The sequence below is a fragment of the Thermococcus atlanticus genome, from assembly GCF_054657855.1.
The window spans coordinates 1,765,700-1,792,070 of sequence record NZ_BAAHXX010000001.1 but is presented as its reverse complement, the minus strand read 5'-3'; the positions used below and the strand labels follow the sequence as shown (position 1 = coordinate 1,792,070).

Here is a 26,371-nt window from a genome sequence, read left to right as displayed (position 1 = left end):
CTACCGTTAAGTACCGTTAACTCTCCGAGGTTTACGGTGTTAACGGTAAAAAGGCATCAGAGCTCAAGCTCCTCCCGATACTTTCTCAGTTCCTTCTCCATTATTCTCCTCGCCTGCTCCTCGACCATGGGCTTTACGAGCTCTATTACCTTCGCCTTCAGCCTGTCCAGCCCGTAACCGTTCAGTGCTGAAATCCGGAATGGTTCGAGCCCCTTGGAGCGAACGAGTTCCTCAACTTGTTTGATCTTCTCCTCCTCTGCAATGTCCACCTTGTTGAGAACGACTATGAACGGGAACTCGCCGAACTCGGCATAAATTTCCTCAAAGAGGTGCATCTGTTCCTCTACCGGGTATCCGCAGTGCTCGCTCGGGTCGAAGATGTAGATGATAACCTTCCCCAGGTGCTTCAAAGCTAAGATTGCCTGCCTCTCCACCTCGTTCCTCTCGCTCAGCGGCCTGTCGAGTAAACCTGGCGTGTCTATGACCTGATACCTGAGGTAGTGCTCCTCAAACTGGCCGACGTTTATGCCCTTGGTGGTGAATGGGTAGCTCGCGACTTCGGGTTTTGCATTCGTCAGGGCTCTGAGCAGCGTTGATTTGCCAACATTGGGGTGGCCGGCTATGACAATCGTCGGAAGCTCAAGCTCAATGACCGGCAGCTCCTTGAGCACATTCCTCGCCTGATTGAGATACTCAAGATTATCCGCAATGTCCTTGATGATGCTGGCAGCCCTGCCGTAGAACTGCCTCCTGAGCCGGGCAATCTCATCGGGGTCTTTTGAGTACCTTATCTTCTCCGCATACCTCTGCTCAAGGGTTCGTATGGTCTTCACGGCCCAGTTTACGGAGGCTAGGGCTCTGTGAAACTGATCCCTGTCGACCAGCGTATCCACCAGCTCCTTATAAAAGTCCGGCAGAGTTGAAACGCCCGGTGTTCTGTCCAGAATCTTTTTCAGGCTGTCCCTGAGGATGTTTGAGACTGTTCTTACCCTCAGCTCCTCTCTCTGTCGTGCCTTACTAACTCTGCTGCCCCTCGGCGTAAAGGCGGAAGCAGCTTTCTCTGCCCTCCTGAAGGCCTTATCGATGAGTTCATCCGCGGTAAGAACCGTCGGCATTTTTTCAAAGGGATTTTTCATACTCTCACCTCTCCTTTCTCTCGCATTAGCTTCCTTTGCACCTTGGTTTTTAAAGCCTTCTCCGCTGAAGTTGTGTCTCCCGGCAGCCGTGAGCTTTCAAGCCCATGCCGGGGCATAACCTGAAATTAATGCCCCTCAATAATACCAAAATAACACCAACAAGCGCACCGCGGACAGTATGCAAAAATTAGATGGCGAAGGGGACTAACCGAAGAACGCCCCCATCATGTCCATCTGCTCCTCGCTGAATGCCCGGACTTTGAATTCCGGCATTTTCTCAATCAGGTCTCTGTACTCCTCCTCCGTTATCTCCCTGACGGAACCCTCTTTGACATGGAAGTATCTCCCGGCTTTTCCGTTCTTATATGCGATGAGAAATTCTCCGCTCTCTATATCCTCGAACTTTACGAATATGGCGTTTCCCCCGGTATAGGGCCTTTTGCACCTGAACGGAAAGCTTGATGAGTTGAGCATGGCATCTCCAAGGGCAGAGTTTGCCTTCTCACCGTTTATCTCGGTGAAAAATCTGCTGCCCTCGAAATCCCCCTCAATAACGACGAGGAATTTCTCATCATCCAGATCAACTATCGGGCTGCTCAGAATATTGAACAGCTCCTCTATGGTTCCTGCATTTCTAAGGCTTGCAACAAATCCCTCAATTTTCATGTTTATTCCTCCGGTCTTTCGTTCCGTCCAACAGCTTAAAAAGTTTGAGCTGGGATAGCTTTTTATTGGCTGGCTGCCATCACTCAGTGTGAGGGCCGGAAGGGTTGATTACGTAAGGAGATGGGCAGCAGTCCTGACACTTTCAACGGTGGTGGGCTTAGCTGGAGGATTGGGGGCAGTTCTATTCAGGCTGTTCATCAACCAGAGCAGGCATATATTCTTCGGTCTCATACTCCCCAGGATAACCCTTGAGGTTTACGGCTATAATCTCGGATACATTCTCCTCCCGGCTATTGGGAGTCTTGTGGCGGCCCCTTTTATAATCAAGTTCCCGGAGCTTCAGGGAAACGGAATTCCTGAGGTAATGGAGTCCGTAATATTCAAGGGGGGACACATGAGCGGTAGCTTTTCCCTCATGAAGATTCTTGCAACCTCCATAACAATAGGCTCCGGGGGCAGCGCAGGAAGGGAAGGTCCGATCGGTTCCATAGGGGCATCCCTTGCATCCCTCATCGGAAAATGGTTTGGACTGTCCCCCGAAATGAGAAAACTCCTGACCACGTGCGGTTTGGCGGCCGGAATTGCCGGGACATTCAACACCCCCCTCGCAGGGGCAATGTTTGCCCTTGAGGTTGTCTATATGGGAGCATTCTCCATAAATCTCGTGCCGATATTCTTTGCGGCCATCACAGGGCACGCGGTCACCAGAGCCATTCTCGGGCGCTCCTTTGAGGTTACACTCCCGTGGCTTCTTTCATACTCCCACACGGAGCTTATCTTTTTCTTCATTCTCGGTGTCCTCCTCGGTATTTTATCCGCCGCGTATGTGAAGTTCCTCTATGCCCTCAGCGACCGGCTAGGCGGAAAAGGGGTAAGCACGCTCGTTCTCGCGGGGCTTGGTGTTGGAGCGATTGGCATGTTCTTCCCGCAGTACGGTATCTTCGGAATCGGCTACGATGGGATGACCCTTGCCCTCTACGGCCTTCTCCCCCTCTCCTTTCTTCTCATCCTCGGAGTTGCCAAGATGATAGCCACCGCCCTGACCCTCTCTTCGGGCAACAGCGGGGGAATTTTTGCCCCCAGTCTGTATATCGGCACGGTGTTCGGCATGGCATTTGGAATGATACTCCATCTTTTGATGCCCTCACTCAGCACCAATCCATCGGTCTATGCACTGGCAGGGATGGCGGCGTTCTTCAGCGGGGTTGCCCAGGCGCCTCTAACCCAGATTCTGATGATTACCGAGCTAACGAGGAGTTACGCACTCCTGCCCGCCATAATGACGTCAGCTACGGTGAGTTTTTTGGCTGCGAGATTCTTCCTCAACGGCGATTCCGTCTACACCCTGAAGCTCAAGCGCAAGGGCTTTCACCTGAAGACCGGGAAGCCAATCATCCTTGAAACGATACCCGTGAAGGAGATCATGACAGATGAGCCAGTTTATGTTCATGAGTGGAACACTCTGCTGGATGTTGAAAAGCTGGTTGGAGAAACCGGTCACGACTGCTTTCCGGTTGTTGATGAGAAGCTTGAAGTGGTGGGGGTGGTTGGCATAAAGGATCTCATAAGGCGGAGGGATTCCATGAAAGGGCTGCAGGTCAGGGAGGTGCTCGAAGGGCCATATGCTGTGGTCTACCTGGATGAAACTGCCGAGACAGCCTTCAGGAGGCTGATGGAGTACAGCCAGAACCTTCTTCCGGTTGTCGAAAGCCCCGAAAGTAGAAGGCTTGTGGGTGTTGTGACCAAGAGGGATATCTACAGGGCATATTACATGGGAATAGAGGGTATGTATCTGGAATGATGATGAGAGCCTGTAATACCTCTAAAGATTTGCCATCTGCCGGGCGCACGGCAGTTATCGCAAAGTATTTCCCGCCCCAAAGGACGGGCTTGGAAAAGAAAAAAGTCAAGTTTTTAATTGCCGGCGACAACTTCCATCGGTGATGGAATGCTGGTGGATGCTGACCTTCATATTCATTCGCATTATTCAAAGGCGGTCTCAAAGCTCATGAGGATTCCTGTACTGGCTGAAAATGCCCGGTTCAAAGGGCTTGGAATCGTAGGAACCGGGGATATCCTCAACCCGCACTGGGAGGCGGAGCTGCTTAAATACACCGAAAAGCTCGATGAGGGCACATATGAGCGAGGAGGAACCGTATTTCTGCTGACGGCTGAGGTTGAGGACATAAGGAGGGTTCACCATCTCCTTATATTTCCGGGAATCGATGCTGTCAGGGAGATGAGGGAAAAACTGGGGCGGTATTCAAGCGACATTGAAACCGAAGGACGTCCCCGTGTAAATCTTTCAGCCGCTGAGATAGCGGAGATTGCGGATAATCTCGGTATTCTGGTGGGGCCCGCACATGCTTTTACTCCCTGGACGGCCCTCTATAAAGAATACGACTCCCTGAAGGAGGCGTATGATGGCGCAAAAATCCATTTTCTTGAACTGGGGCTCTCCGCTGATTCATACATGGCGGACAGAATAAAAGCCCATCACGGACTAACGTATCTATCAAACTCCGATGCCCACTCACCGCATCCCCACAGGCTTGGAAGGGAATTCAACCGCTTTGAAATTCAGGAGGCATCTTTTGATGAGGTCAGGAAGGCGATTCTGAAACGTGGCGGGAGGAAAATAGTTCTGAATGCGGGTCTTGATCCCAGGCTCGGCAAGTATCATCTCACAGCATGCTCAAGGTGCTACACAAAATACCACCTTCAGGATGCCATAGCCCTGAGGTGGAGGTGCCCCAGGTGCGGCGGAGCGATAAAGAAGGGAGTTCATGACAGGATTATGGAGCTGGCCGATACGGATGAGAGGCCGGATGACAGACCGCCCTACCTGCACCTTGCCCCTCTGGCGGAGATAATCGCGATGGTGATGAACAGGGGCGTTGATACCAAGGGTGTTAAAAGGGTATGGGAAAGGCTGCTGCGGGAGTTCGGCTCTGAGATCAGGGTTCTCGTCGATGCTCCTGTGGAGGCCATAGGAGAGGCTGTTGATGAGGGGATAGCCAAGGCTATCTGGGCGTTCAGGAATGAAAAGCTGGTTATAATCCCCGGAGGAGGCGGCAGATACGGCGAAATTAAGCTCCCTGATGAAATCAGAAATGCAGAGCTGGGAGAGCTTGAATCCATTGAATTTGAAACATCCACGGGGGAATACAGACCAAAGCAAACTTCCCTGATGAAATTTCTGAGGGGGTAAAACATGGAGAGGGAAATAATCGAGATGTTCCTTAAGCATCTAAATCTTCAGGGTGAATTGCCCCTCGGAGATGATGCCGGGGCACTGAGAATAGGGGAGGAGTGGCTCGTTGCTACGAATGATATGCTGGTCAGGAAAACTGATGTTCCCGAAATAATGACACCTGAACAGACCGGTTTCAAGGCCGTTACGATGAATGTGAGCGATATTGCTGCAATGGGTGCGGAGCCAATAGCCTTCCTGTTCTCCATAGGGATTCCAAGCGATAGCGATATAGAGTACCTTGAGGGCATCGCCAGAGGCATCGGCAGAGGTTCAGAATTCTATAGAATTCCCGTAATCAGCGCTGATACGAATGAGGCATGCGACCTGATAATAGACGGCATAGCCCTTGGAAAAACAGCACACCTGCTCAGGAGAGATGGAGCAAAGCCGGGCGATCTTGTTTGTGTTACCGGGGATATAGGAAGGGCCCTGGCAGGGCTGAAGGTTTACTCTGAGGGCATAGAGGTCGACGGAAAAACACGCAGAGCGCTCTATGAGAAGCTGCTTGAGCCGAGAGCGAGGGTCAGGGAGGGTTTAATGCTTGGCCCGCATGCCAGCTCGGCCATAGACATAAGCGACGGACTGAGCAAGGAAATTCATCTTCTCGCGGAGATGAGCGGAGTCAGGATAATAATAGACTCTGAGAGACTTCCCGTGAGGGATGAGGTGTTTGAGGTTGCTGGAATGCTGGGTATGGACCCTTTGGCCATTGCTCTTGCCTCGGGTGAGGAGTTTGAGCTCCTCTTCACGATCCCGCAATCAGAGCTCAGAAGCATTGATTTTGAATTTTCGGTTATAGGTGAGGTGAAAGAGGGGAGCGGGGTGTATATCCTGAGGAATGGCGTACCCGAGGAGATGCCCGTCCTCGGCTGGGAGCATCTGGGAGGCAGGTCAGATGAAAATCTACACGTTTAACCAGTTCTCTGAGTTAGCTTTAAAACCGCTGAGTTCAATCGAGGGTTGGGGGTTAATTATTTCACAGAATCGTATTCCGCCCGATACTTTGATGGTGTTACCAAGAGGTTTATATTGGGCATCCTGAACTCCATTTAGGCCGGTGATATTCAATGAAAATAGCGATTGCCAGTGACTGGTTTTACCCCAAGGTGGGTGGAATCGAAGCACATATGGATGAGCTTGCACGGCATCTGCTGGATGCAGGGCATGAACCTCACGTAATCACCCACGACTACCGGTATCTTACTCCCTATAATGATGGCTTTCCCTATCCCGTTCACAGATTCAGGGGCTCGGTTTACCTGAGGGATTACCATATAAGCCTGAGCCCGGGTCAGCTCTGGAGGATAAACGGGCTTTATAAGAGTGTGGATTTTGATGTGACCCACGTGCACAGCATATATTCACCTTTCTCAATCGCCGTTGCAAACCTCTCAAGGGGGATAAGGGGCGTGCCTGTGGTTGCCACTAACCACTCTTTTTTTGGAGAGCCGAGACTGGGAGGGGTCATAAAGTCCCTTCTCAGGTATTACCTCAGGAGGATGGATGCATTCGTAGCCGTGAGCACCCCTGTTGCGGAGGATACGAGGAAGCTCCTGGGGAGAAGTCTTGGAAACCGTATTGTGACGACGATTCCCAACGGCATTGATGTCGAGTACTGGCGCCCTCCTGAAGAGGAGGAGAGGGAAAAGGCAAGGGATATGCTGAATCTCGGAGGTAATGAGATTGCCCTCCTGTACGTTGGAAGGATGACGGAAAGAAAGCAGGCCCACAGGCTGCCATTTGTTATATCAAAGGCCCTTGAAATGTCAGGCACGCCGAAAGACCGTATAAGGATCATAATAATCGGGAATGGTCCCATGAAGAAAGCCTTAGAAAGCAATCTTGATGCGACGGGACTCAAGGAGAGGGCAATCCTGATGGACTTCATTCCCAGGCAGAATCTGAGGGAAATATACTGGGCTGCGGATGTTGTTCTGATGCCCGGTATGCTTGAGGCCTTCCCCATAGTCGGACTTGAGGCGTCTGCAACAGGGAAGCTGATAGTCGGGAGGAACGAAAGCGGGCTGTCGGATTTAATAGTTGACGGTCAGACAGGTTTTCTCTCCTACAGCGAGGAAGAGCTCTCCCAGAAGCTTGCTGCTGTTCTATCCCGCACCGAGCTGATACCGAGGATGGGAAAGGAGGCGAGAGAGAGGGCCGAGAGGGAATTCTCGTGGGATGTCATACTGAAACGCCTTCTTGAAGTCTACAGAACTGCAATAAACAGGGCGGAGGAATTTGATGACAGGTATCTCCTCTACAGAGCAATCAGGAGGATTGCGGGATGATCGTTACGCTGAGTTTCGATGTCGAACACGACTGTCCCCCCTATCTCACCACAACGAGGGGAATGGAGGAAGGGCTGCCGCGTATTCTTGACCTCCTAGCCGAAAAAAGGGTTAAGGCGACATTTTTCTTCACTGCTGAGATGGCGAGGCGCTTCCCCGGGCTCGTCAGGAGGGTCGTTGATGAGGGGCATGAACTTGGAAGCCACAACTACAACCACGAGAGGCTTGACAGGCTTTCCAGGGAGGAGGGGAAGAGGGCCATAGAGAAATCGCTGGAGGTTCTGAGGCAGTATGACGATGTCCTCTCGTTCAGGGCTCCCAACCTCCAGCTTCCCGATTACTACTATCCGATACTTGAGGAAAACGGGGTTCTGGTGGATTCCTCAAAGGCCACATATAAGGGATACAGGGGCGGAGTGAGATTCTTCGGCGGCGTTCTGGAGGTTCCGGCTTCAACGACCTCCTCGGTTATAAGGCTCCCGTGGAGGATTCAGAGTATTATTCACGGCAGGCTGTCAGAGCCACGCGTTTACTTTGCTCATCCCTGGGAGTTCGTGCCGATGCAGGGAGAAAGGATAAGGTGGGACTGTAGGTTCAACACGGGGGATAAAGCCCTTGAACTTCTCGGACAGCTTATAGACCAGTACAAAAAGCAAAAAGCCCGGTTTCTCATGATGAGGGAGTATTATGGAAAGTATGGGAAAGCCTAATTAACAACCTCCCCGATTCTTCCAACGTGAGAGGTGATGGTTATGGGAGAGGCTGTTAAGGGGAGTGCTGAGAGAGGTATGAGGGGCCTATTTGATCCCTGGAGCGTAGGAGGGTGGTTATCATGAGGGAAGCAATGGGTGGAGTTATGTACTGGAGAGGGCAGGAAAGCCTAATTAACAATCCGCGACAATTTAACTGTGAGCTGTGAGAGGTGATGCTCATGAGGGAGGCCATGTACTGGGAGAGGATTGGAGATGACACCGTCAGATGCAGACTGTGCCCTCTCAACTGCATCATCAGCGAGGGAAGGAGGGGTTCGTGCAGGGTAAGGGAGAACAGAGGCGGGAAGCTCTACACGCTCAACTACGGCCTTGTGTCGTCCATAGCATCCGACCCCGTGGAGAAAAAGCCCCTTTTCCATTTCTGGCCGGGTTCATGCGCCCTTTCCATAGGAACTGTTGGATGCAACATGCACTGCAGGCACTGTCAGAACTGGGAGATAAGCCAGGCTGACGAGAAATTTCCCTATCTCCAGAAGGCAGCCCCCGAATCCATTGTGGCCATAGCAAAACGCTACGGCTGTGAGAGCATAGCATACACATACAATGAGCCCACGATATGGTATGAGTTCGTCCTCGATACGGCAAAGCTTGCCAGAAATGAGGGCATCAACAACATCCTCGTTACAAACGGATACATAAACGAAGAGCCTTTCAGGGAGCTTGCACCCTATGTTGACGCCATGAATATCGACATTAAGGCCTTTGATGATATATTCTACATGAAGATAGCTGGTGTGCCCGGGGGGGAACCGAGCAGAAAAACTGCGGAGATTGCGAAGAAGGAGTTTGGAATCCACGTGGAGCTAACGTATCTCATCATACCAACGCTTAACGACAGGGAGGAAGAGTTCAGAGAATTTGCGAGATGGGTCGTTGGGGAGCTCGGTGATGACACCCCGGTCCACTTCTCCCGCTTCTTCCCGCACTACAGGCTCACCAATCTTCCGCCGACTCCCTTGGAAACCGTTGAAAGGGCTTACAGGATAGCCAGGGAGGAGGGCTTAAAGTTCGTTTATATTGGAAATGCACCCGGACATCAGGGGGAGAACACATACTGCCCGAAGTGTGGAAAGCCTTTAATAGTAAGATGGGGCTTTGAAATTGAGGAGTACCATGTTAAAGATGGAAGATGTGAATACTGCGGGGAGCCAATTCCCGTTGTTGGCACATACACAAAAAAGAGATATAAGGGAATATGGTGCTGACCTCCTCCCCTTTGTGAGGGGGGTTTGCGGACCCATCACTTACTCCCGTCGCCGGTTTCAGTTCAGCCCGCAGGCCGGGTCTCCGGCCCGTTACCCCTAGCACGGGGTTATTGCTCCAACTGCCCGGGAGGGCAGTTTTCAAAGGGCGCTCCCCGGCATCCGTTTTGGGGCACGGTGAAAAGCCCCAAAAGGACTCTTTCGGAGTCCTTACCACTCCAAAACTTAAAAAGCTTTCGGTGATTTAAATGACAGACTCAGCGAAATTGGGTGAGGTTGAGGTTATATTCTATATTGAGGCCATGGGAAACGAGAAGAAAGCCTTAGAAATGGCTGTAAGGGAGACTGTGGAGTCACTGAAGAAGGAAACCACGGTTAAAGTGAAGCGTGTTAGGGCTGAAGAGGTTATCGAAAACGAAGGGGACGACCTCCTTAAATACTCCAGCATGATAGAGGCTGTTCTATCGGGGTCCTTTGAGAACGTGGTTAAAGCCGTTCTTAAATACGCTCCGGCTGTGGTGGAGGTTCTCAGGCCCGGCAGCCTTGAACTCAGGGCCAATGATCTCATGAAGCTTATGGGCGAGGTGGCCTTCTTCATGTCGAAGCTTATGGACACATACGGCGGGCTGGCGGCATATCCGAAGCTCGACGATGTTCCGATGCCGAGGATAGGGTACGAAGAGGAGGAAATAGAGTCCGCCATCATGGAGGACAGGTACATCCGCTACCGTTTTGTTATAGAAACCTTCGGAAAGGAGCTTGAAGAGGTAAAAGAGAGCATGGCAAAAGCCTTCTTCCTTGAGGGATGCATGATAAACACGATCCTCGTCCAGGAACAGGGGGAGGGAGAGAGTGAGGGAAGCAGATACTTCCTCGTTGCCGCAGAACTCCTCTCTGACTTTGAGACGATGTTCCAGCTGAATGCCAAGTACTCCCCGGTTGCGATATCCATTGTGGAGCCGGAGATCATTGATATCAATGCCAACGAGCTTCAGGGTGCCCTTACTGATCTGGCGGGTTTTGTCCACTCACTCATCCACCGGCCGCTCCTGAAAAAGCTGAAAGAGGAAGGCATGCTTAAATCCGGGCAGGAATAATATCGTCAAATGGCGAATTGAGTGTAGGCATTTAATTAAGCTCCCTTTCATTTTTACGGCAATAATCGAGCTTTTTTAATCGTTAGAAAGGGTCTGAAAGCGAAAAGTATATATACCCAAACCCGATATTAAGGTATTGACAACACTGTTAGAAAGGGGTCTAACCCCCAACAAATGTGGAGGTGTTGAAGAAATGAAGGTTAAGAAAATCGCGGCCCTTGCAGTTGGTGCCGCAATGATAGGAGCAACTCTTGGCATGGCCAGTGCTGGCGGAACCCTTGTAAAGGATGACAGCGCTAACATTCCAAAAGACTTCTTTGTTAAAAATGGAGAGCCAAACGTTAAAATTGTGATTGGTACCCAGGCAGCTGCCCAGGATGTTGCAGGTGCTGCTGACATAGCCGTTGCACTTGGAAGCTTACTCTACACCGAGAAGGAGGTTACAACAGCTCCCCTCACGGATCTCTCAGTCGTCGTTAAGAAGGACGTTAGCCACATCGGCGACATACCGGTTTACTCAAACTACTACGAATACACAGGCACTCAGCCAACAGCCCAGAAGTGGGAAGACCTCACAGGAAACTACTGGTACAACGGCGCCGCCTACAGCACGGACTACAGCGGATGGGTGACAAACAACTTCCCGTACGACCTCGCTACTCTCACAAACCAGAGCGATATTGTTGTTGGAGGTCACACCTACGGAGTCTCATGGAACTTCATCATCGACAAGATACAGTTTCTAACTGATGATGGCAAGGAGTGGAACGAAACCTACAGTTACCCACCATCAGCGAGCAACGTCCTCATGGAGATACCGGCAAACGCCTTCAAGATCGTCATGAACTATGAAATCTACAAGTGGACAAAAACCGAGAACACCACCGACCCTGTCTGGGGAACAACCGAGACAACCACAGACACAGTGGTCTCAGATGCTCCTGTTGCGGGATACACCCAAGATGGCACAGTCATTGACGGTGTTGGCGTCGGCGACACCATCCAGGTTCTCGACAAGACCCTCAACATAATTGACATCGGAAGTGACACCAACGGCGACTTCGTTAAGGCCGGCGAAACTGCAACAGAATGGATACCAGCAAACAGCTCAAAGACATTCGGCGACTACCAAGTTAGCGTTGTTGATATTGACATGATCAGCAAGGAGATCCTCGTCGAGGTTAAGAACCTCAAGACAGGTGAATCAGAGCAGAACGTTCTTTCAGACACAAGCACGAACGTTCCGTTCCTCAACGACCAGGTTGAGATAACTGTTGAGGGAGTCTTCACAGGTCTGAACATCCTCAAGGCCAAGCTCAAGGTTACATACAATATCCAGACGATCTACGACGGCGACAAGATAAGCGGATGGGTGGTGGACTGGACAGGCGTGAACACCACAGCCAAGACCCTCAAGGGTGTCGTTCTCACGTACCCGGATGCCATCAAGGGCAAGGTCCTTAACATAGAGACCCCTGCAGTCAAGTACAAGATAACCTACAACGTTGAGAAATATTCAAAGGACATCAATAACGATGGCACCAACGAGCTTGCTGTTGACATCTGGCTCTCAGTCGACTACGCCCAGCCGAAGTACGAATACAAGGATCTTTCAGATGTCCTCTCAGGATGGCAGGTCGACCTCGGAAAGAGCAAGGCCACATTTGAGGGCATCAAGACCCTCGAGATTGTCCCACCAGCAAGCCCGATAACAGTCCTCGACACCAACGTCACACTCAGCAATGTTACCAGCAACCTCATCCTCGTCGGCGGTCCGGTTGTCAACAAGGTCACAGAGGCCCTTGCAGACGCCCTCGGCGTCCCGAAGGACTACAACGGCTGGAAGAGCGAGATTGGCGAAGGCAACGGTGTAATCGTCTACAAAGCCCAGTGCGACAAGATTGGCGGACACGGCGTTGTACTCGTTGCGGGTACCGACAGGGACGGAACCCAGGTCGCAGCTGAGGCTCTCATGGCAAGAATCGCCGAGCTTGCCAAGGCCTGAATTCTCTTTTCTTTCTCTCCTGCTTTCAGCTTCTTGGAGGGATTCCATTGAAGAAGAGAACTTTCTATGCCCTGCTTGTTATCGTCCTTCTGGTTGTGGCTTCTCTGTCTGTTGCGGTATATGCATATAACAGCTTCTCAAATGTCGTTAATCCGGGAAAGAAGCCCCTGACTGTAAAACCTGTGGGGGCTCCTTACGAAGGAAAGCTGTACAGAATTGATTTTGAGAGCTATCTAACCGGTGATCCTTTCATTGACCTGAACATGACGCTTCGCACCACATACGATAAAATAACCATAATAGTTGGAAATCCGGACTTTAAAGGTTGCTCGGGTATGGAGTGTGCCCTCAGGAAGAGGACAGCAATGGAGCTTGGCCTCATGATAGGAGCGCTCTATGGCGTTAAGCCATATATCGAGAACATCCAGAAGGGGGCAAACAACACGAGCGCACTCTACAGGGCGGCATACGAGACAATGAAGAACGTGAAATCGGATTATCTCGGCATAATGCAGAAAATCAACATAGGGCTCGGAAGGATAGGGAACAGAAAGCATCTGGTTATAATTCTCATCGGTCCTGCAGAGGGTGCCACTGAAAACAGAGTTTTCTGCCCGAGGCAGGGGGTTCTCGTTATTGAAGGGACAAGTGAAGAGGCTCTGTTTGTTGAGGTGCTAACAATTAAAAGGCTCATAGGCTCTGCTGTAAAGTGATTCTGCCCCTGTACATCTCTCTGTATTCCTCCCCTATTATTTCCAGGAATTCCTCCTCATTCTTAAAGGGCCTCTTTGAGAGGATTCTCATCACCCTCCTCTTTCCTATTCCCGGAAGATAGCTGAGAACTTTTGAGCTCTCTTTGTTCACGTTTACGGGTATTGGGATTCCCGTTATGCTCCTGAACCCGTGTCCCACTATCAGGACGTCATAAAAACGGTTTAGCCCGATTTCTTTTGGAATCCCCACTATAATGGGGTAGCTACCTATCTGACGCCCGTAGGTCAATCCGCTGTCATAAACCTCCGCTCTCACATCCCTTAGAACAGTCCCCACAGGGACCAGCCTTTTCAGCATTGGGAGGTCAATCTCGTGCCTTATCTTATACTTGTAGTGTCTAGTGAGCGCTCTGTGTTTTTCGGTCTTTACCTTCTCCCTCATGTGCCACAGGGGGGTGCCCGGAAAGACCACAACCTGCCTTATGTTTATCCTCCTCACAAGAAGGCCGTCATCCAGGAGGCGCTTTAAAAACTGGAATGTTATTTCATAGCTTTTCTTGGTTTCCCCGGGGAGCCCGAAGAGGATATTTATGCCCGGGAGCAGCCATGGCATCCCGTTATGGCCCCTTCTGGCCCCAACCTCGTTCAGGATTTTAACGGCTTCGTACGTCTCATCGGCGGTGGCGTTGAGGTTGTTCTTTCTGGCCACCTTTGGATCAGCGCTCTCAAGGCCAAAGGCGACGACATTCCCGGGCGTTCCGTATTTTATCAGTGTCTTTGCTATCCTCCTGCCCTCCTCGGGATGGTTTGCTATAACAGCGGGGTTCGCGTTATCAACGTGCAGGGTTTTGAGCTCCGGGGCGACGCTCCTTATGCCTTTGAAGAGCTTTTCCAGCGCATCGGGATTCGGAATTGGGACCCTTCCATCCGGTTTTGCCATATACGAAAAGATGCAGCTCTGTCTGCCCACCCTGAAGTGTCTGACCCCCAGGCTGTAAAGAACACTGACCTCCTCCACGATGTCCCTGATAGGTCTGTCCTCAACGGTTCTGTACCTCAGAGGCTCTGTACAGAAGGAGCACCCCCCAATCCCCGCCGCTTTGGGGCATCCCCTCTGGGTCTCGATTTCCACTATGAGGAAGTCCGGATAATCCGGGAACTGCCTGACCACCTCGGCCCCCAGAAGGGCGTAGTCCCTAAGCTCCCCGTAGGTCCTAAAGCGGAAGGGGCCGGCATCTTTGGGGCCGGTCAGATAGTCGTAGAGAAAGGCTTCCAGGTCTCCATAGGCTATGTAATCAAAAATCTGAGCGGCCAGCATGAGCTCTCTCGACCCTATCCTGGTTCCCCCTTCGTGAGCGGAGCCCATAAAGGCCGGCCCACCCAGAATCTTGACGCCTTCAAAGGGCTTTAGGAACCTGGCCACCTCCTCAACCTGGGAGGGCACCGCGGATAGGTATTTCCCGGGCGTGTGCAGGCCTCCTATGTAAATTATTAACTCCGCTTTTTGGAGGATTTCCCTGGTTTTAAATGCGTTTGGGGTCCTGTTCTTTGTCCTTATCCCCTGCTCGCCTTCAAAAGTGAACCTCAGGTCATCAATGGTCAGATAAAATATATTAGCCCCTGGATTGGCCTTCTTCACTGCCCCGTAGGCATAGCGGGGGTATATCCCCAGGTAAGGCGGCACCCCAAGGCCGGCCGGCTCATCCGTGTAACCATCAATTATGGCGACTATCATGGTATCACCTTAAAGGCTGGAGCTTAAAAATTCAGCGAAAAGCATATTACCCCATGTGTCTATCTGTTTTCTGGTGTTAGTAATTGGCTATGAAACTTGGTGAGTCTTCCAGGAACAGACTCAGGGAAATTATCAGCGAGCTCCTTAAAATGGATTCCAGGGGGATAATGTCCTACTGGGTCAGCAGCGAATTCAGAAAGGCTGAGATGTATTACCGGCTTTACAGGGTGAGCAAGGAAACCACGTGGGATGAAAGGATTTCCGAAGTTTTCTTCAGCCTCTACATGGAGAGTATAGGGCACGCGGAGAAGCTCCTTGGTCTCTATAAAAAAATGTTCCCCGGAGAAAAACCGGTCCCAATTCAGCTGCAATCTCTGGAGGTCGAGATGTCCGAATACAAGCTGGAGGAGATGCTCAAGCGGGGGAGAATCAGCGACCTTTTTGGAATCCTTATCGGGAGTGAAGAAACTGCGGCTGAGCTTTACAACTACCTCATGGAACACGCGGGGGACTCTGATCTGAGGGAAATACTCGCTCATCTCGCGCAGAGCGCGGATGGATATTCTCAGAGGCTCAGGGAGATTTACGCCGCATTAGGTTAATATGCCGTTTTCCCTCAAAAACTCTTCAATTTCTTTGATATCGATGACATCAAGATGGAAGACCCTCTTCCTGGCATGGGGAACGCTGTCAAAGATTCTTTTAATCCCCTTAAACTCCTCCTTTGTGAGGCCGAGCATGTGGTATGAATCCTTCAGTGCTCTGGATGCTGTTTTGCGCCTGTGCTGAAAGAGGGCCTTGACCAGGTCTTCATTTAAACTCACCTGCTCATTTTTCGGCTTCGGCTCCATAACTATTACAGCTGAATCAACCTTGGGCTTTGGATAAAATGCACCCCTGCCTATTTTTTCAACCAGTTCTGCGCGAGCTTTCGCCTGAACCATTACGGACAGGCGGGAGTAGTTCCTATCGCCCGGCTTCGCCACCATTCTCTGGGCAAATTCGAGCTGGTATATCAGAACGGCCCTCTTAAAGTCATGCTTTAAAAATTTGAACGTTATCGGGGATGAAATCTGGTAGGGAAGGTTTGAAACTATCCTGTCAAAGGGGGGAAACTCAATTTTTAGAGCATCCGCGTTGATAATCTCGACGTTGCTCCACCTGTACTCATTTTTCAGGATTTCAATTACCCGCGGGTCCTTTTCCACCGCGTATACCTTTTTCGCCACCCTGCTCAGCTCATCGGTAAGAACACCCAGACCGGGGCCGATCTCCAGAACAGTCTCGCTCTCTTTTATCTCTGCCCGCTCAACTTCCCTCTTAACCACATCCTCCACTATAAGGAAGTTCTGGCCCATGTTAGAATCGGGCCGTATTCCGTATTTTGAAAGAAGGTAGAAAAGATTCGACTTCATTTCGACTCCCTGAAGAGGCGCCTTGAGCCTACGAAGAGGCGGTACTTATCTCTTCCTTCCAGCTCGTCAAGGATTCTCTTCGATATCATCTTGACTGGGTCAGGAAGCCCCTTGACCCTGTGCTTCAGGTCCTCAAAGCTCTTAAACGGCTCCCTCTTCCTTTCATCGAGTATCTCCCACATGTGCTTCTTCCCTATGCCCGGAAGGAGCTCAAGGCTGTGGAGACGGTTGGTTATGGGTGGGGCTATGTTGAAAAACTGAATGAATCTGTTTTCGCCCTTCTTCACGATTTCCTCAATAATGTAGGGAAGCTCTGCCTTTGCAGTGGCTGTGAGATCGTCATAGTGGAGCTTTCTGTTTATCATAAAAACCTTATCCCTCTCCCCTTTTCCGATAAACACCCTCTCATACAGCATTAAATCTGTCTTTGGGGTCACCTCAAGGAGTGTAAATGCCTTCTCACCGAGCACCTGGGCGACAGGCTTTCCGCTTTCCCTTCCGGTATTTATATCGATGTAACCTCTGGGCAGATAATCAAGGACATATGCATACTCCTCATATTCAACATTCCTTCTCCTCTTTTTATCCAGACTTTCCCTATAACTGTGTCTCCTATAGTAATCCATGCTCTCTCCCCCAGAAAATATAGCATACAACTCTTTTTATACTTTTGTCTCCGAGAAGAGTTCAGGAAATAAAAATGAAAGTTAAGCCCGGTATTCATCAATCAGCTGGATGATCCGCTCTGCCTCCTCCTGTGTCGGCATATAATCCTCCTTGGCAAAGATGACCCGGATGTCGAAGTAGTCCCCGGGCATAAGGTCAATCAGCTTGGCTGCCAGTCTTTCATCGAGCCATTCAAACAGTCCCATCAGCTTCTCCTTAAGCTCCCTCGCCTGCTCCGGGCTGAGCTTTGCAAACCTCTCCGAGTACTCAAGGCTGATTCTGGCTTCATAGAACATCTCTTCCTCCTCACCGTCCTCCTTTCTCCTGTGGAGGAGTTCTTTTGTCTCTGCAACGGTAATGTAGCGTTCCTCAATCTTCTTTCTTCCTATCATATTCCTCACTTCTGGGGCCTTAAATGAACCGGATGAATGAAGAAGGTCTTAACCTTTCCCCCATCGAGGAGCTCCACGACGTATGCATCGCCTCTCCTTCCGACGACGGTTCCAGTCCTTCCGTGGAACCGCGGGTCGGGCATTCCCCTGTGGTAGCTTGGTTCAATTACGATATGAACCCTCTGACCCACCTCAAATTCCTGGAGGAACCTCGTGAGAGGCGGAAGGCCCCTTCTTCTCGGGGATTTGCTGAGCTTACCCCTCGTCTTCCTCCTAAAGCTGTGTGCCTTTTGAACCATTTAAATCACCTCGCATCTTTCCGTTTATCCCGCAACACTCATTTACACGAACCTTTTCGGCATATAGACTAAGCCTGTTATGGCTTCGTAACCCAATCGGGGAGAATCATTTATAAAGTTTTCACTTAAATGGAGGTCAGTCCAGCTCCTCCACATCAAATATGCCAATCACATCAAGCAGCTCACACCATGCTTTTTTACCGATAATTGAACTTACGGAGGGTACGGTTCTCCCGTCATCACCGGAGATAAGCTCTTTTATGTAAAGTCCTCCATCCGTTAAAAGCCTGAGCCTGAAGTGATTTTCGTCGATGAGCTCCCCTTCCGCCCGGTATACCCTTCTTTCCCTGATAATATCCGCCCGTCTTCCAAGAACCCTCTTTGGGGTCTTCTGCCTGATTAAAGCACCGCTTAGGGCTTCCTCAACCCTTCTTATATCGCCGATATTGGCGCCCCCATCAACGCGCACAACGGCCTCGTACATTTTCCTATGGCTGCCGGCGAGGATTTTTTCCATCTCCTCCCTGCTGGAGAACCTCAAATCCAGAACTTCAACCATCCCGCTTCTGTTTATTTCCTTCGCTGCTTCCTCCAGGTTTATTCTTCTCCGCTTCGGATTCTTTATCTCCAGGATGAAAGGCCTCCCGTTCCCCAGCATCCTGACATCTATGTCCTCCCTGCCCGCACCGTGGAAGACGCATCTGCCCCCCGATGCCTTCGAAAACGGCCTGCATATTATGGACGCAACACTCTCCCTGTATCCCCTGAGGGGAGTCTGGGGAATTCCCCGCACGAGCTTCCGGTATCTCCCGTATACAAGGAGGGGCTTAATCTGAAGCTCGATTCTCATGGCATATGGGTCTACTATAAACACGACATCGGGAGTTTTCCTGTCCACGGGCTTTCCCAAGATTCCCTCGACACTCTTCCCCGCTTCCCTGTTGAACTCCCGGTTTATGGGCTCCATGTATTCAAGCCCGAACTTATCCGCAATCTCCCTCTCCCTTTCAAGCACTTCCTTCGGAAACCTTGAGCCGATCAGAAAGCTCTCAAATTCTATCTTTTCTGCCGTCCTTACGATGAGCCCTGCAATCTCATCCACCCTGTCAAAGACATTCAGACAGAGCACACACTCCTCCGGCTCTTCAAACGGTGGTAGCCCCTCTGCCTCCCTTTCCATGTTAAGCACAAGTCTGATGGCTTCTCCCCGTTTTCTGTTTTCTCCTTTTCCAAGCCTGCCGAACAGCCTCCCGAGGCAGCGATCGCACAGAGCATATTCCTCAAGCACTTCTTCCGCTTTTTTAAGTATCATACCTCTCACCGGCAAATCCCGCAACGTTTATATCCCGGGCATCTGATCAAGTGCCGATGATGACTCGCAGGCAGCGCATAATAAAGCTTTTGGAGGAGAGGGACTACTCACCGGGAGAGCTTGCACTAGCCCTCGAACTGAGGGGCAGGGGGGCGAGGAAGGTTATCATCGAGGACCTGAAGGTCATCCAGAGAACCCTCAAGCGCGAGGGCAAGGTGCTCCTCATAAAGCCCGCGGAGTGCAGGAAGTGCGGCTTCGTTTTCAGGCCAGAGATTCACATCCCCTCACGCTGTCCGAGGTGCAAGTCGGAGTGGATAGAGGAGCCGAGGTTTAAGATTGAGGCCAGATAGCTGTCATTCTGACGGGATTCACTCATAATTTTAGCCCGATTTCGTCACTTGTCCAGACCGAAGGTTTATATTGGATTGGGTGCACTATTCCCCGGAGGGAGAGCTATGCGTAAAGTTGAGAGGTTTATGAAGGAAAAAGGCCTTGAAGTCGGAGATTACGTCCGGATAATCGAAAAGGAGAACGGAAACACGAGCGTCTATGAGGGCATCGTTATGAACCCTTACGAGCTCTCCAGCGGCGAGACCCTCACGCTGAAGCTCGACAACGGGTACAACATCGGAATACTGGTTGATCAAATCCTCTCCGTTGAAATCATAGAGAAGGCCGCTCCAAAGGAAGAGCTCCAGTTTGAGGAGGTCTTTCCCAAAAAGCCCGGCCTTCCAAGCGTCGCGATAATAGGAACCGGCGGAACCATAGCGAGCAGGATTGACTACAAGACCGGCGCCGTTCACGCGGCCTTCACCGCAGAGGAGCTCGCCAAGGCCGTTCCCGAGATATTCGAGATAGCGAACATAACGCCGAAGCTTCTCTTCAACATAATGAGCGAGGACATGCGCTTGGAGTACTGGATTAAAATAGCCCACGAGGTTGCGGGAATGCTGAACAGCAGTGAGGATGGTGTTGTGATAGCCCACGGAACGGACACGATGGCCTACACCGCCTCGGCGCTCAGCTTCATGCTCAGGGATTTGGGCAAGCCGGTTATTCTCGTCGGCTCCCAGAGGAGCTCCGACAGGCCGAGCAGTGACGCCGCTATGAACCTGATATGCTCGGTCAGAATGGCAACTGCCGACTTTGGGGAAGTTGCCATAGTCATGCACGGCGAGACCGGCGACACCTACTGCCTGGCCCACCGCGGGACAAAAGCAAGAAAGATGCACACGAGCAGGAGGGATGCCTTCAGGAGCATCAACGACATCCCTCTCGCGAGAATATGGCCAGACGGCAAAATCGAGTTCCTCAGGAGCGACTACAGGAGAAGAACCGATAGCGAGGTCTGGGTGGACGATGAGATGGAGGAGAGGGTAGCCCTCGTCAAGGCATTCCCCGGAATCCAGCCGGAGGTCATAGACTTCTTCGTCGATAAGGGCTATAGGGGTCTGGTCATTGAGGGCACCGGACTGGGCCATGTGCCTACTTACCTCATAGACTCCATAAAACGCGCCACCGAGGAGGGTCTTGCAGTCTGCATGACCAGCCAGTGCCTCTACGGGAGGGTGAACCTCAACGTATACTCCACCGGCAGGAGGCTCCTCAAGGCCGGCGTGATTCCGTGCGAGGACATGCTTCCTGAGACCGCCTATGTTAAACTCATGTGGGTTCTCGGCCACACCGACGACCCGAAGGAAGTGCGCGAAATGATGCTGACCAACTATGCTGGCGAGATAACACCCTACACGAGATTTGACACTTTCCTGAGGTGATAAGTATGGGGATTAAGGCGGTTTACAAGAATGGGGTCTTCAAGCCCCTTGATAAGGTGGACTTACCTGAGGGAATCAAGGTGGAGATAGTCATAGCTGATCCCCAAGAGGCCATCAGGAGGTACGCTGGGGCGCTTAGGGAGCTGAAGAACCTCAAGAACATAGACTGGGAGGAGGCTTACCATGAGTACATTCTCAAAAGAGCCGGTGATGGTTGATTCAAACGTCTGGATAGATTACCTACTCGGGGAAAAACGTGGAATTGAGCTAATGGAGGAACTGGCTAGGAGATACCTTCTTGCAGTGATCCCAACAATATACGGGGAGGTTGCCTTTCAGTTGCTCGCAAGGAACTATACGAAACTAACCGGAAGCTACAAGTTCTACTCTCTTAGAAAAGAGCTCGCCAAGAACCCTGAGCTATACAAGCCTGTGAAGACCTTCGATGAATTCCTAGATTCCCTTCTTGCCTCTGAGGTTTTGATTTTCCTCGACGAGAACTGGGAGATAATGCGCATCTCCAGAAATATACGCAAGAAGTTTGGCCTGCTCCCAAACGATGCCATGATAGTGTCCGCCTGTGAGTACTATGGAATAAGCAAGATAGCCACATTTGATGACGACTTTTTGAGAACCCCACTGGAGGTGTTAAGATGACTGAGAAGTTCAACTACGAAAAACTCGGCCTCAAGGTTGGCCTTGAAATCCACAGGCAGCTGGACACCAAAAAGCTGTTCTCACCAGTCCCAAGTGAGTTCAGCGATGAGGTTGATTTCACCTTCCGGAGGAGGCTCAGGCCAACGATAAGCGAGCTCGGTGAGGTTGACCCCGCCGCGCTGGAGGAATTCAAGAAGGGAAGAACCTTTGTCTATGAAGGAAATTACAGGTTCAGCGATCTGGTCTATATAGATGAAGAGCCGCCCCACATGCCGGACGAAGAGGCTCTGAGGGTTTCCCTCCAGATAAGCTACCTGCTCAACGCAACATCTGTTGACGAGGTTCACTTCATGAGGAAGATAGTCATTGACGGCTCGAACGTTTCGGGCTTCCAGAGAACGGCGATAATAGCCATGAACGGAAAGGTTGATACCCCCTGGGGAAGCGTAGGGATACCGACGATATGCCTTGAAGAGGACGCCTGCAGGATAGTTGAAAGAAAGGACAAAGAGGTAATCTACCGCCTCGACCGCCTTGGAATACCTCTCGTTGAGATAGCCACAACACCAGATATACACCACCCGGAACAGGCAAAGGTCGTCGCCAAGTACATCGGCGATGCTCTGAGGGCGACGAGAAAGGTCAAGCGCGGCCTCGGAACCATCAGGCAAGACCTGAACGTCTCCATCAGGGGTGGGGCAAGGGTCGAGATTAAAGGTGTGCAGGAGCTGGACATGATACCGGTCATCATCGAGCACGAGATTGAGAGGCAGCTCAACCTTCTCGCGATAAGGGACGAGCTCAGAAAGCGCGGCGTTAAACCCGAAGAAATAAAGGAGGAGTTCCACGACGTCACGGATATATTCGAAAACACCGGCTCGAAGATAATAGCGAGAACCATAAAGAGGGGCGGAAAGGTTCTGGCAATAAAGCTTCCCAAGTTCCGCGGACTTATAGGTAAGGAGATACAGCCCGGAAGGAGACTAGGAACAGAGATGGCCGACAGGGCCAAGAAGTACGTGAAGGGCATCTTTCACATCGATGAGCTGCCGAATTATGGAATTACCGAATTAGAGGTTAATGCGGTTATCGAAAAACTTGGCCTTGGAGAGGAAGATGCATTCGTTCTCGTTGCTGCGGAGGAGGAGACCGCAAAGAACGCCCTCCGCGAGGTTCTTAAGAGGGCGAGGGAAGCCATTGAGGGCGTTCCTGAAGAAACGAGGAGAGCCCTGCCGGACGGAAACACCCAGTACATGCGCCCCCTGCCGGGCAAGGCCCGGATGTACCCCGAGACGGACATACCCCCGATACTGATAACGGACGAGATGAAAAGTGAGATACTTGCAAATCTTCCCGAACTGCCGCAGGAGCGCGTTGAACGCTATGTGAGGGAGTACGGAATAGACAGAAGCCTTGCTGAGACCCTCGTGAACGACGAACGCGACGAGCTCTTTGAGGAGCTAATCGGAAAAGGTGTCAAGCCGTCCCTAGCTGCCTCAATTCTCGTAGTTGTGCTCAAGGGACTCAAAAAGGAAGTGCCCATTGAGAACATAAGCGATGAACACATCAGGGAAGCCTTTGATCTCTACCTCAGCGGAAAGATAGCGAAGGAGGCCTTCGAGAAGATATTCAAGGAACTGGCGAAGAGCCCGGAGAAGACCGCGAAGCAGATCGCGGAAGAGAAAGGCCTGACGCTCCTCAGCGAGGAGGAGGCCGAGAGGATAATAGATGAGGTTGTTCAGGCCCACATAGAAGTCATAAAGGCCAAGGGAATGGGAGCGATGGGCATGATCATGGGAAGGGCCATGGCAAGGCTCCGCGGAAGGGCGGACGGAAAGCTCGTCAGCTCGCTCGTGAGGAAAAAGATTCAGGAGCTGAGCAGTTGAGTTAAGTTTTTAAATTTCTCGTTTTACCTTTTATCGTGGGAACCATGGCAGAAAAGATGAAAATCATCTATTATCTCTTTGAGCTCCGGAACCAGCCGATGAGTGCATATGCAAGAGAAATGGAGAGGCATCTGAAGCACTTCGTCAGGCTTGTGAATCCCGATGAGTACAGCCTTTTTGAAAATTCCAGGAGTATTCTGAGAAGTTCCGGAAAGGTCTATATTATAGAGCTCCGGGATGAGCTGAGCAGGTGGTTCTACATAGCTCCGGTCGTGGAAAACATTGAAAAACCGGAAGCGGCATACGAATATGAAATCGGGAAGGAGAAGGGTCTGGAGGCGGTTCTCAGAGAGATTGCGGAGGGAAAGGCTCACAGGAAATGGAGCGTAAATAAAATCTCCACCGTTCTTCAGATTATTCTGTGGGGAGGCTTTTTTGTGTTGAGCTACTTCGGCTATAAAAATGATCAGGCCGGATGGGTCAGTAATCTCCTTCCTCTGGTTTTTCTGCTTTCAGGTCTGATAGAGGGGTTCAGGAGAGGGTACAAAAAGAAGAAACGCTGAGATGGTGGGGGAATATGAGAAGCATTGGAAGAAAGTTCCGCATTTTTCGCAAAAAGAAGAGGTGTGTTTACGCCTGCTTTCGATTTGACCACGTCTCCACCGGCATGCGGGAGGTGGAGGCCTATTTGTCCTCAAAGGGAATTAGCTTCAGGAGGCTGGCAGACCCTGATCCGGATTTCATTAACCCTGATCCGGGTATCCTTTACAGGGAGGGCAATTTTATCACAATTCTGGAAGTCAGGGGTGAGCTCGGCAGGGTATTCTACATCTTTTCAACAGGAGAAATCTTTGATGTTGAAGACCTGATGAGGCCCGAGTTTGCCATCGGTTTTGAAGTGGGCAGCGAGGAGGGATTTGAGGCCCTCCTGCGGATGATATTTGAAAAGAGGATCTCAGGGGCCAGGCACAAACACAGATCCCTCGTGAACTTCATCATCAGCTTCATTGGAAGCATGGTGCTCTCAGCCCTCATGGGGTTTGGGAGCGTCATTGTGCAGAGCATAGTTGTGGGCGTGATGGCGTTCGTTCTCTTCATGATAGTAGATTACCCGTTCTCCGTGCTTTACCTCAAGGGAGTTAAAGTCATCCCTGTTCCAAAACCCGGCGGAAGAATCATGGTGGTAAGGATAAAGCGCGCAGGAGAAAAGAGTGTTTAGCGGTGGGGCGCTCCAGATCTTACCCGGATTGATCAATAAAATTTTTAAGGTATGAAGTTGTTTTCTTTTCCATGGGGCTCATAAACGTCGTGCCTGTTTTCTACTACGAGCTGAATGTTCCTCCGGAGAGGGTTAGAGAGTCCTTTCCTTCGGTCCTTGAGTTCAGGAACCCCTCTCCCGGGAGCTTCTCCGTCATTCAGCCTCCGGAAAGGAACGGGGGACTTCTCGTTATTGACCTTAGGAGCGAAAACCGCCATGTATTCGTCCTTCCAATTGGGGAGGAGCTCGTCCTGATCAACGACGCCTTTCCGGGGGTTTTCGTAGTTCCCAGACGGGGACTCAAAAAGTTCTTCGATGCCCTTGCTGAAAACGACATTGAGAGGCTCACCGGAGGGGGCCTCAGGAGGAAGGGCAGGAAGTGGCGCTTCATCATAGATGCTATAGCATCCCTCATCATCGTTTCCGCTGGGGATTATTTCCATCTCGGCCTCTGGGCGGTGGTTCTTCTTGGTGCGGTTGTTTCAACCGTCGAATACCTCTTCGGGCCGAAGCAGGTGAAAACCTACATCAACGGATTCGATGAAAAGACCGTCAGAAAGATGTACAGAGCTTCAAAAAGGAAGGGGAAGGTGATTGAGGTCTCCCTTTAGCGTCCGAGCTCCTTGTGGGCCTTTGCCAGGTGCTTCGCCGCTATTGCCGCCAGAAGTGAGAGTTCTCCAGCTAAAACTGCACCGGCTATTATCTCCGCGAACTTCCTGGCGTTGGTTCCCGCTGGCTCCCCACCGCCGGCGACGCCCATTATGCTCAACGCTTCCCTCTGGGTCGGGACGCGGGTTCCTCCGCCGACTGTGCCTATCTCGAGGCTCGGCATGGTGACGCTTACGTAGAGGTCTCCCTCGGGAGTGACCTCGGCGAGGGTTATGCCATGTGAGCCTTCGGTAATCTGGGCCTCGTCCTGGCCGGTGGCGAGGAATATTGCCCCGACTATATTGGCGAAGTGGGCGTTGAAGCCGTAGGAGCCAGCCTGAGCGGAACCTACGAGGTTCTTCCTGTAGTTGACCTCGGCTATGAGCTCCGGCGTCGTCTTCAGCTTCCTCTCAACGATCTCCCTTGGTATCACCGCCTCGGCAATAACGGTCTTCCCGCGGCCGTTGATGAAGTTCATGGCGTTCGGCTTCTTGTCCACACACAGGTTGCCCGAAAGCGCGAGGTATCTCACGTCCGGAAAGTGCTCCTCGATGACCTTCATTATCTCCTCACTTGATATCGTCACCATGTTCATGCCCATGGCATCGCCGGTCTCGAACTCGAAGCGGAGGTAGAGGTTGTTGCCGACGATGTAGGGTTTAACACCCCTGAGCTTCCCGTGTCTGGTGACCTTGCTCACGGCCTTCTCCTGGAGGTAGTCGATGTTGGCCTTGACCCACTCCGCAACCTCCCTCGCCCTCCTCGCGTCGGGGCACTTGAGGAGCGGTGCCCGGGTCATCTTGTCGTCTATGATGGTGGTCTTGACGCCCCCAGCTTCCGTGAGGGCGGAACAGCCCCTGTTCACTGAAGCAACGAGAGCACCCTCCGTGGTCGCGAGCGGAATGTAAAATTCGCCCTTCGCGTACTCGCCGTTGATTTTAAGCGGTCCAGCGACGCCCATCGGTATCTGGACGACGCCTATCATGTTCTCGATGTTCTTGCCTATGACCCTCTCCGGGTCTATGGAGTAGTGCCCTATGTTCTCAAGCCTTACACCGAGCTTCTTTTCAAGCGCCTTTCTCCTTATTTCAGTGGCGAGTTTCTTATCTCCGTTTGTGTACTTTTCAACCTGGTGGAGCTTTATCTCTCCGCCGGCAACTTTCTCAACAATCTCCTCGATCTCCATAGAGGC

The 26,371-nt window shown here is 51.4% G+C and carries 27 protein-coding genes; 18 read left to right on the top strand and 9 right to left on the bottom strand.

Annotation, left to right across the window (positions count from 1 at the left end):
* Nucleotides 1-56: 56 nt before the first annotated feature.
* Together ACYQ27_RS09580 and ACYQ27_RS09575 are read right to left on the bottom strand one after the other, a co-directional pair.
* The gene (locus ACYQ27_RS09580) at nt 57-1,136 is read right to left on the bottom strand and encodes an NOG1 family protein (RefSeq protein ID WP_456453722.1); all 1,080 of its coding nucleotides are present in this window, start codon (nt 1,134-1,136) and stop codon (nt 57-59) included.
* A gap of 204 nt (nt 1,137-1,340) precedes the next feature.
* Nucleotides 1,341-1,802, bottom strand: coding sequence for a hypothetical protein (locus tag ACYQ27_RS09575; RefSeq protein ID WP_460041542.1), 462 nt, complete (start codon nt 1,800-1,802; stop codon nt 1,341-1,343).
* An 88-nt stretch (nt 1,803-1,890) separates the two neighbouring features.
* Here ACYQ27_RS09575 and ACYQ27_RS09570 point away from each other — a divergent pair, with 88 nt between their 5' ends.
* From ACYQ27_RS09570 to ACYQ27_RS09530, 9 genes are all read left to right on the top strand, one after another.
* Nucleotides 1,891-3,603 carry a chloride channel protein gene (locus tag ACYQ27_RS09570; protein WP_460041541.1) on the top strand — a complete coding sequence of 571 codons (1,713 nt, stop codon included), beginning with the start codon at nt 1,891-1,893 and terminating at the stop codon, nt 3,601-3,603.
* Between the two features lie 147 nt (nt 3,604-3,750).
* On the top strand, nt 3,751-5,013 hold the full coding sequence (locus ACYQ27_RS09565) for a TIGR00375 family protein (RefSeq protein WP_460041540.1): 1,263 nt from the start codon (nt 3,751-3,753) through the stop codon (nt 5,011-5,013).
* Nucleotides 5,014-5,016: 3 nt separating this feature from the next.
* Nucleotides 5,017-5,973: a thiamine-phosphate kinase gene (locus ACYQ27_RS09560; protein WP_460041539.1), complete on the top strand. Its 957-nt coding sequence runs from the start codon at nt 5,017-5,019 to the stop codon at nt 5,971-5,973.
* 152 nt (nt 5,974-6,125) lie between these two features.
* Nucleotides 6,126-7,346, top strand: a complete 1,221-nt coding sequence (locus tag ACYQ27_RS09555; protein ID WP_460041538.1) for a glycosyltransferase family 4 protein — start codon at nt 6,126-6,128, stop codon at nt 7,344-7,346.
* A complete protein-coding gene (locus ACYQ27_RS09550; protein WP_456453728.1) occupies nt 7,343-8,056 on the top strand; it encodes a polysaccharide deacetylase family protein in 714 nt (237 codons plus the stop codon). The genes ACYQ27_RS09555 and ACYQ27_RS09550 overlap by 4 nt, the downstream gene beginning before the upstream one ends.
* 221 nt (nt 8,057-8,277) lie before the next feature.
* Nucleotides 8,278-9,324: an AmmeMemoRadiSam system radical SAM enzyme gene (gene amrS / locus ACYQ27_RS09545; protein WP_456453731.1), complete on the top strand. Its 1,047-nt coding sequence runs from the start codon at nt 8,278-8,280 to the stop codon at nt 9,322-9,324.
* 245 nt (nt 9,325-9,569) lie between these two features.
* Nucleotides 9,570-10,418 carry a hypothetical protein gene (locus ACYQ27_RS09540; RefSeq protein ID WP_456453729.1) on the top strand — a complete coding sequence of 283 codons (849 nt, stop codon included), beginning with the start codon at nt 9,570-9,572 and terminating at the stop codon, nt 10,416-10,418.
* A 193-nt stretch (nt 10,419-10,611) separates the two neighbouring features.
* Nucleotides 10,612-12,423, top strand: a complete 1,812-nt coding sequence (locus ACYQ27_RS09535; protein WP_460041537.1) for an S-layer protein — start codon at nt 10,612-10,614, stop codon at nt 12,421-12,423.
* Nucleotides 12,424-12,470: 47 nt separating this feature from the next.
* The gene (locus ACYQ27_RS09530; RefSeq protein ID WP_456454082.1) at nt 12,471-13,136 is read left to right on the top strand and encodes a hypothetical protein; all 666 of its coding nucleotides are present in this window, start codon (nt 12,471-12,473) and stop codon (nt 13,134-13,136) included.
* On the opposite strand, the gene ACYQ27_RS09525 is transcribed toward ACYQ27_RS09530, so the two are convergent.
* Complete coding sequence (locus ACYQ27_RS09525) at nt 13,114-14,871, bottom strand: radical SAM protein (RefSeq protein WP_456454084.1); 1,758 nt, start codon at nt 14,869-14,871, stop codon at nt 13,114-13,116. The genes ACYQ27_RS09530 and ACYQ27_RS09525 overlap by 23 nt on opposite strands.
* Nucleotides 14,872-14,960: 89 nt before the next feature.
* Here ACYQ27_RS09525 and ACYQ27_RS09520 point away from each other — a divergent pair, with 89 nt between their 5' ends.
* Nucleotides 14,961-15,473, top strand: a complete 513-nt coding sequence (locus tag ACYQ27_RS09520) for a ferritin family protein (protein ID WP_456454096.1) — start codon at nt 14,961-14,963, stop codon at nt 15,471-15,473.
* On the opposite strand, the gene rsmA is transcribed toward ACYQ27_RS09520, so the two are convergent.
* From rsmA to ACYQ27_RS09495, 5 genes are all read right to left on the bottom strand, one after another.
* Nucleotides 15,465-16,286 (bottom strand): 16S rRNA (adenine(1518)-N(6)/adenine(1519)-N(6))-dimethyltransferase RsmA, encoded by an 822-nt coding sequence (gene rsmA, locus ACYQ27_RS09515; protein WP_456454086.1) that lies wholly within the window; start codon nt 16,284-16,286, stop codon nt 15,465-15,467. The genes ACYQ27_RS09520 and rsmA overlap by 9 nt on opposite strands.
* Entirely contained in the window at nt 16,283-16,912 is a 630-nt protein-coding gene (locus tag ACYQ27_RS09510) for a DUF655 domain-containing protein (RefSeq protein WP_456394017.1), read from the bottom strand. Before ACYQ27_RS09510 ends, rsmA begins: the two co-directional genes overlap by 4 nt.
* A gap of 81 nt (nt 16,913-16,993) precedes the next feature.
* Nucleotides 16,994-17,344 carry an RNA polymerase Rpb4 family protein gene (locus ACYQ27_RS09505; protein ID WP_456454088.1) on the bottom strand — a complete coding sequence of 117 codons (351 nt, stop codon included), beginning with the start codon at nt 17,342-17,344 and terminating at the stop codon, nt 16,994-16,996.
* Between the two features lie 5 nt (nt 17,345-17,349).
* Nucleotides 17,350-17,643, bottom strand: a complete 294-nt coding sequence (locus ACYQ27_RS09500; protein ID WP_456454090.1) for a 50S ribosomal protein L21e — start codon at nt 17,641-17,643, stop codon at nt 17,350-17,352.
* Between the two features lie 136 nt (nt 17,644-17,779).
* Entirely contained in the window at nt 17,780-18,955 is a 1,176-nt protein-coding gene (locus tag ACYQ27_RS09495) for a tRNA pseudouridine(54/55) synthase Pus10 (protein WP_456394020.1), read from the bottom strand.
* A 56-nt stretch (nt 18,956-19,011) separates the two neighbouring features.
* On the opposite strand from ACYQ27_RS09495, the gene ACYQ27_RS09490 reads away from it, so the two are divergent.
* From ACYQ27_RS09490 to ACYQ27_RS09455, 8 genes are all read left to right on the top strand, one after another.
* Nucleotides 19,012-19,305: a transcriptional regulator gene (locus tag ACYQ27_RS09490; RefSeq protein ID WP_456454092.1), complete on the top strand. Its 294-nt coding sequence runs from the start codon at nt 19,012-19,014 to the stop codon at nt 19,303-19,305.
* A 105-nt stretch (nt 19,306-19,410) separates the two neighbouring features.
* Nucleotides 19,411-20,730: a Glu-tRNA(Gln) amidotransferase subunit GatD gene (gene gatD, locus ACYQ27_RS09485; RefSeq protein ID WP_460041536.1), complete on the top strand. Its 1,320-nt coding sequence runs from the start codon at nt 19,411-19,413 to the stop codon at nt 20,728-20,730.
* Nucleotides 20,731-20,735: 5 nt separating this feature from the next.
* Nucleotides 20,736-20,948 carry an antitoxin family protein gene (locus ACYQ27_RS09480; protein WP_456394023.1) on the top strand — a complete coding sequence of 71 codons (213 nt, stop codon included), beginning with the start codon at nt 20,736-20,738 and terminating at the stop codon, nt 20,946-20,948.
* Nucleotides 20,914-21,387: a type II toxin-antitoxin system VapC family toxin gene (locus ACYQ27_RS09475; RefSeq protein ID WP_460041535.1), complete on the top strand. Its 474-nt coding sequence runs from the start codon at nt 20,914-20,916 to the stop codon at nt 21,385-21,387. Before ACYQ27_RS09480 ends, ACYQ27_RS09475 begins: the two co-directional genes overlap by 35 nt.
* Nucleotides 21,384-23,273, top strand: a complete 1,890-nt coding sequence (gene gatE / locus ACYQ27_RS09470) for a Glu-tRNA(Gln) amidotransferase subunit GatE (protein ID WP_460041534.1) — start codon at nt 21,384-21,386, stop codon at nt 23,271-23,273. Before ACYQ27_RS09475 ends, gatE begins: the two co-directional genes overlap by 4 nt.
* A gap of 35 nt (nt 23,274-23,308) precedes the next feature.
* Nucleotides 23,309-23,836, top strand: coding sequence for a hypothetical protein (locus ACYQ27_RS09465; protein WP_460041533.1), 528 nt, complete (start codon nt 23,309-23,311; stop codon nt 23,834-23,836).
* A 113-nt stretch (nt 23,837-23,949) separates the two neighbouring features.
* Nucleotides 23,950-24,492 carry a hypothetical protein gene (locus ACYQ27_RS09460; RefSeq protein ID WP_460041532.1) on the top strand — a complete coding sequence of 181 codons (543 nt, stop codon included), beginning with the start codon at nt 23,950-23,952 and terminating at the stop codon, nt 24,490-24,492.
* 71 nt (nt 24,493-24,563) lie between these two features.
* Entirely contained in the window at nt 24,564-25,142 is a 579-nt protein-coding gene (locus ACYQ27_RS09455; RefSeq protein ID WP_460041531.1) for a hypothetical protein, read from the top strand.
* Here ACYQ27_RS09455 and hmgA read toward each other — a convergent pair.
* Complete coding sequence (hmgA, locus tag ACYQ27_RS09450; RefSeq protein ID WP_460041530.1) at nt 25,139-26,365, bottom strand: hydroxymethylglutaryl-CoA reductase (NADPH); 1,227 nt, start codon at nt 26,363-26,365, stop codon at nt 25,139-25,141. The two genes, ACYQ27_RS09455 and hmgA, sit on opposite strands and share 4 nt — an antisense overlap.
* Nucleotides 26,366-26,371: the final 6 nt, after the last annotated feature.